Raw genomic sequence first — 5,646 nt, 5'->3', positions numbered from 1 at the left:
AGTCTTTGCGGCGAGCGCGATTCAGGAATATAAACTGGATAACGGTTTAAAAGTTCTCGTGCAGGAAGATCACCGTTCGCCCGTTGTAGTCTCGCAGGTATGGTACCGCGCTGGCAGTATTGATGAAGTCAATGGTAAAACCGGGGTAGCGCATGTGCTGGAGCACATGATGTTTAAAGGCACTAGCAAAGTACCTTCGGGGCAGTTTTCACGTTTAATTGCTGCTGCCGGTGGTAAGGAAAATGCGGTTACCAGTACCGACTACACTTGCTATTTTCAGCAACTGGAAAAATCGCATTTGCCGCTGGCTTTAGAGCTAGAAGCAGACCGCATGGCCAATTTAAAACTAACTAAAGAAGAGTTTGATAAGGAAATCAAAGTGGTGATGGAAGAGCGCCGCTGGCGTACTGACGATAAGCCACAATCCTTGGTAAACGAGGCTTTTCAGGGGGTAGCTTATCGGGCACATCCTTATTCGCGGCCTGTTGTAGGGTTTATGAATGACCTTGAGAACATGACTTATGAAGATGCTCGGGAGTGGTACAACAACTGGTACGCCCCAAATAATGCCACCTTAGTAGTGGTGGGTGATGTTAAGGCGCAAGATGTCTATCAATTAGCCCAACAGTATTTTGGCAAGCTCAAACCTAAAGTGTTGCCAGCGCGCAAGCCGCAGGTCGAGCCAGCACAAATTGGCGAACGCAATATCATTGTAAAAGCACCCGCAAGACAGTCGTATTTACTCATGGGTTACCATGTTCCCGCGATTGTTGATCCTGAAAATGATTGGGAGCCTTATGCACTAGAAGTTTTATCGGGGGTACTGAGTGGCAACTCAGCCGCACGGCTGAATCAGAAGTTAGTACGCGAAACGCAGTTGGCAGTAGATGTAAGTGCGGGATATGATCTTATGTCGCGTGGTCGCTTGGCCTTGTTTGAGTTGGATGGTACGCCGAGTGAAGGTAAAAGCGTGGCAGAACTGAAGGCGGCTTTACTAGCTCAAATAGAAAAAGTTAAAGTGAATGGGGTAACGGAGGAGGAATTAAATCGTGTAAAAGCAGGCGTAATCGCGGCAGATGTTTACCAGCGTGATTCGATGTTCTATCAGGCAATGCAGATTGGTACTGTTGAAAGTATTGGCTTTTCATGGAAGATTCTTGATAACTATTCTGCCAAACTACGTGCCGTGACTTCAGAACAGGTGCAGGCTGTCGCAAAAAAATATTTGCTGCAAGACAATCTCACGGTGGCTATTTTGGATCCGCAACCGATGGATTCGAATGTCAAGCCTCAAGGCAAGCCACATGTACATTAAATATCAAATTGTGTCGTGTACGTTGTTGCAAAAAACCTCGTGTACAAATCATACACGTGCCTTTTGCGCCTAGTCTCGCTTAGCCATTTGATATTTATGAGAGAGTAGTTTTTAAATCTCGTGACTTCCTTTCCGCTAAGTTTCATTGCAAAACAACCGGTGCTTAGAGAGAACACAGTAATTTAGTTTAAGGTAATAAATGTGAAAAAAATTCAAATTTTTATACTAACAGTTATTAGCGTTATCACTTTTAATGTGAACGCTGCCGTTAAAATCCAACAATGGCAAACCAGCAAAGGTGCCGAGGTGTATTTTGTCGAGAATCATGATTTGCCGATTATCGACCTTAGCGTCAATTTTGCCGCAGGCAGTGCGCGTGATTCAGCAGAAAAGTCAGGCCTTGCAGGCATCACACGTTACCTGATGACGCTTGGTGCGGCGGGAATGAGCGATGAAGTGATTGCCAATAAAATGGCAGATATTGGTGCCATTTTAAGTGGTAGTTTTGATCTTGATCGCGCTGCTTTCAAACTGCGTACCTTGAGCAGTGCGCGTGAAAAATCGCAGGCACTGCAGGTATTTACACAAGTTTTGCAAAAGCCAGATTTTTCTGAAAGCGTATTAAGCCGCGAAAGAGCGCGCATCATCTCCGGTTTGCAAGAGTCGGCGACGCAACCCGATAATATTTCGAGTAAAGCTTTTATGGCGGCCTTGTACGGCAAGCACCCTTACAGTTTTGATGAAAGTGGTGAGGTGGAGACAGTAACTAAAATCAAACGTGAAGATTTGCAAAATTTTTACAACCAATACTACGGTGCAAAAGGTGCGGTTATTGCCTTAATCGGCGATTTAACGCGTGAGCAAGCTAGTCAAATTGCAGAAGAGATTACCAGCGGTTTGCCAAAATCCACTGCGATTGCGCCAATTCCTGCCGTAGCCTACCCAGCTCAGGCGATTGAACAGCGCATTAGTCATCCGGCCTCGCAGTCGCACATTTTACTGGGTTACCCAGGGGTAAAACGTGGAGATGCCGATTTATTCCCCTTATACGTGGGGAACTATATTTTAGGTGGCGGTGGATTTGTCTCGCGCTTAACCGAAGAAGTGCGTGAAAAACGCGGCCTCGTTTATAGTGTCTACAGTTACTTTAACCCAATGGCGGAGTTGGGGCCGTTTCAAGTCGACTTGCAAACCAAGAAAGATCAAGCCAACGAGGCGCTTAAATTAGTGCGTGAAACACTAACTAATTTTATTAAAAATGGTGTAACAGATAACGAATTAAAAGCAGCAAAAGCCAATATTATTGGCGGCTTTCCTATGCGTATCGATAGCAATGGAAAAATTTTGGAATATCTCGCGATGATTGGTTTTTATAAATTGCCACTGAATTATCTAGACGAATATAACCAGAAAGTGGCCAATGTAACAGCCGGACAAATAAAAGAAGCCTTTAATCGCAGATTAAAACCTGAGCATTTTGTAACAGTAATTGTGGGTGACCCAGACGCGAATCTAACCCAGAATTCAGTCCAAAACCACAGCGCCAAATAGGTCATTAAGTAGTAAAATTCAGGCCATTGTAAAATAAAACTGCTTGTATATAAAATGGCTGAAAAAAAACTCAACACTGTTCGCATTAATGCGGGTGAATGGCGCAGTCGCTTAATTAAGTTTCCGAATGCCTCTGGATTGCGCCCTACGCCAGAACGGGTGAGGCAAACCTTATTTAATTGGCTCGGACAAGATTTAACCGGCAAAACTTGCTTGGATTTATTCGCAGGTACCGGTGTAATGGGCTTTGAAGCGCTTTCACGTGGCGCCGTAACTGTGACATTGGTAGAAAAATCTTTGCCAGCCTATAAAGCCTTGTTAGAGAACAAGCAGTTACTAAAGGCCGAATATGCATCGATGGTTCACCAGGACGCGTTGGATTTTTTAGCGAGTAATAAACAAAAATTCAGCCTGATATTTTTAGATCCGCCCTATAACCAAGGCTGGCTGACAAAAGTGTTGCCATTGCTGGCGGAACACATGCAAGAGAATGGTTTGGTTTATGTAGAAGCCGAATATGCGTTAAGCGCAATACCTGACCTTGCGCAAAGCTGGCAAGTGCTTAAGCAAAGCAAAGCGGGCAATGTGTTTTATCATCTGTTAAAATCCGCATAACCCATAAAAATTGATGACGTAAAAAGGCTATGAGCAAAAACCGAATTGCAGTTTACCCTGGCACATTTGACCCGATTACCTTGGGGCATGAGGATATCGTGCGCCGCGCGGCGGACTTGTTTGATGAAGTGATTGTTGCAGTAGCGGGTAGCACGAATAAAAACACACTGTTTAGTTTAGAAGAACGCGTTGCTTTAGCCAATAGTGTATTTGCTCATGCCAGTAATATTAAAGTGGTGGGATTTAGTGGCTTGTTGATGCAGTTTGTGCAAGATCAGGGTGCTAAAATGGTGATTCGCGGATTACGTGCGACGTCTGATTTTGAATACGAATTTCAATTGGCAGGCATGAACCGTAAACTTTATCCGCAATTTGAAACGCTGTTCTTAACGCCTTCAGAACAGTTTATGTTTATTTCATCGAGCCTGGTGCGCGAAGTAGCAACGCTGGGTGGCGATGTGCATGCTTTCGTATCACCTCTGGTTGAAGATGCGATAAAAGTGAAGTTGGGTCGATAGCTGTGGCATTAATGATTACCAATGAATGCATCAATTGTGACGTTTGCGAACCCGCATGCCCGAATAGTGCCATTTTTCAGGGTGAAGAGATTTATGAGATCAACCCCGATTTATGCACCGAGTGCGTTGGGCATTACGACAAACCCCAGTGCCAAAGCGTTTGCCCAATTGATTGCATTCCATTGAATCCAAACGTCGTTGAAACAAAAGAGCAGCTGCTGAATAAATATTATCTGTTAACCGCAGTTAAATAAGCTAAAAAAGGAATTCATTATGCGCATGCTGCACACCATGCTCCGCGTTGGTAATTTGGAGCGCTCTATCAAGTTTTATACTGAAATTCTAGGTATGCAGGTATTGCGTCAGCATGATTTCCCAGAGGGGAAATTTACCTTGGCGTTTGTCGGTTACGGTGCAGAAAGTGATCATACTGTGCTTGAATTGACATACAACTATGGCGTAGAAAGTTACGACATGGGCAAAGCCTATGGACACATTGCGCTTGAAGTGGAAGATGCTTACAAGGCCTGTGCAGCGGTAAAAGCCGCTGGTGGCAAAGTGGTACGTGAAGCCGGCCCCATGCTGCACGGCACCACCGTGATTGCCTTTGTTGAAGATCCAGATGGTTACAAAGTTGAATTCATTCAGGCCGGAACGTTTTAATTCTGTGCAAGAAAATTGGTTTTTATATTTGCTCGAATGTAAAAACGGCGCTTATTATGCCGGCATTACCAACGATTTAGAGGCACGCTTTGCTGCGCATTTAACTGGAAAAGGTGCGCGTTATACACGTGCAAATCCGCCTGTAAAAATGCTCGCGAACAAACCTTATGCCAATCGTTCCACTGCCAGCATGGCAGAAGCGCAACTTAAAAAATTGCCAAGGCATAAAAAGTTAGCTTATTTTGAAGGTGAAGCTTAAATGCCAAATGTAGCTTTAATAATTGAACTCGCTGTTCAGGTGGCGCTAGAGGGTGATTGGGATAAATCGCACAAAATAGCGCAGGAATATTATGATCCCGCTGCGAATTGGTTACACGCTGTGTTGCACAAAATTGAAGGCGATGTTTGGAATAGCAAGTATTGGTATGCGCGCACTCCGGGTAAAAGTTATGAAGATTTCATCGATCCGCAAGCGGAATTGCTCGCCATTCAAAATAGCCTGAAAGTAAGTTAAAAGACATGCCCTGCAAGCCAATATCCATGCGGTATGCAGGGCATGCTAAATATTATTGTTCAACCCGTTTTTTTGAATAATTCTTAATTTTGTAGCTGAAAGATTCGTTAAAAGCCATCCGTAGGGTTTACAAAAAACATCTTCTTCCAGCCTTGTGTTTGTTGGCTAAATCGCCAAGGATAAGGAATGAGTGTCAACACGCTGAAGTGTAAATGTGGTGGTTTGCCAGCCGCATTGCCGCTACTGCCCACTGTGCCGATGAACTCACCACGCGACACCCAGTTGAAAGTTTTGCTATAGATGCGGTCTAGATGCGCATAGTAATATATGCGCCATTTTGGCCCCAGCACCATTACTACATTGCCTCCCATGCGCAGGTTGCCAGTATAAATCACCAAGCCGTTGGTGCTTGCAATCACTGGAGTGCCTTGTTTGGCGAAGATGTCGATGCCTTTGTGGACGCCAGATTT

At 44.5% G+C, this 5,646-nt stretch carries 9 protein-coding genes; 8 read left to right on the top strand and 1 reads right to left on the bottom strand.

The annotated features are described in order from the left end of the window. The 8 genes from HOO90_RS07540 to HOO90_RS07505 all read left to right on the top strand — a co-directional run. Window positions 1–1,315 (top strand): pitrilysin family protein (locus HOO90_RS07540; protein WP_366928754.1); only part of this gene is annotated, 1,315 nt, incomplete at its 5' end. Window positions 1,316–1,516: 201 nt separating this feature from the next. Next, window positions 1,517–2,866: a pitrilysin family protein gene (locus HOO90_RS07535; protein WP_292841664.1), complete on the top strand. Its 1,350-nt coding sequence runs from the start codon at window positions 1,517–1,519 to the stop codon at window positions 2,864–2,866. Between the two features lie 54 nt (window positions 2,867–2,920). After that, the gene (gene rsmD, locus HOO90_RS07530; RefSeq protein WP_292841661.1) at window positions 2,921–3,481 is read left to right on the top strand and encodes a 16S rRNA (guanine(966)-N(2))-methyltransferase RsmD; all 561 of its coding nucleotides are present in this window, start codon (window positions 2,921–2,923) and stop codon (window positions 3,479–3,481) included. A 29-nt stretch (window positions 3,482–3,510) separates the two neighbouring features. Then, window positions 3,511–3,999 carry a pantetheine-phosphate adenylyltransferase gene (gene coaD, locus HOO90_RS07525; RefSeq protein WP_292841658.1) on the top strand — a complete coding sequence of 163 codons (489 nt, stop codon included), beginning with the start codon at window positions 3,511–3,513 and terminating at the stop codon, window positions 3,997–3,999. A 2-nt stretch (window positions 4,000–4,001) separates the two neighbouring features. Further along, entirely contained in the window at window positions 4,002–4,253 is a 252-nt protein-coding gene (locus tag HOO90_RS07520; RefSeq protein WP_292841655.1) for a YfhL family 4Fe-4S dicluster ferredoxin, read from the top strand. Window positions 4,254–4,272: 19 nt separating this feature from the next. After that, a complete protein-coding gene (gloA, locus tag HOO90_RS07515) occupies window positions 4,273–4,662 on the top strand; it encodes a lactoylglutathione lyase (RefSeq protein ID WP_292841653.1) in 390 nt (129 codons plus the stop codon). 4 nt (window positions 4,663–4,666) lie between these two features. Further along, complete coding sequence (locus tag HOO90_RS07510) at window positions 4,667–4,921, top strand: GIY-YIG nuclease family protein (protein WP_292841651.1); 255 nt, start codon at window positions 4,667–4,669, stop codon at window positions 4,919–4,921. Then, window positions 4,922–5,176: a hypothetical protein gene (locus HOO90_RS07505; protein WP_292841648.1), complete on the top strand. Its 255-nt coding sequence runs from the start codon at window positions 4,922–4,924 to the stop codon at window positions 5,174–5,176. 107 nt (window positions 5,177–5,283) lie between these two features. On the opposite strand, the gene HOO90_RS07500 is transcribed toward HOO90_RS07505, so the two are convergent. Beyond that, the coding region (locus HOO90_RS07500) for a M23 family metallopeptidase (RefSeq protein ID WP_292841645.1) at window positions 5,284–5,646 on the bottom strand (363 nt) is incomplete at its 5' end.

This window comes from Methylotenera sp. (assembly GCF_013141425.1).
In the GTDB taxonomy this organism is placed as follows: Bacteria; Pseudomonadota; Gammaproteobacteria; order Burkholderiales; family Methylophilaceae; genus Methylotenera.
Note: the sequence above shows the minus strand (reverse complement) of the source record. Positions and strands in the feature narration are given on the sequence as shown.

What these genes read in the sequence shown, in the direction of transcription:
- rsmD (WP_292841661.1), top strand. Translation starts at nt 2,921, where the DNA reads ATGGCTGAAAAAAAACTCAACACTGTTCGCATTAATGCGGGTGAATGG.
- HOO90_RS07505 (WP_292841648.1), top strand. Translation starts at nt 4,922, where the DNA reads ATGCCAAATGTAGCTTTAATAATTGAACTCGCTGTTCAGGTGGCGCTA.
- coaD (WP_292841658.1), top strand. Translation starts at nt 3,511, where the DNA reads ATGAGCAAAAACCGAATTGCAGTTTACCCTGGCACATTTGACCCGATT.
- gloA (WP_292841653.1), top strand. Translation starts at nt 4,273, where the DNA reads ATGCGCATGCTGCACACCATGCTCCGCGTTGGTAATTTGGAGCGCTCT.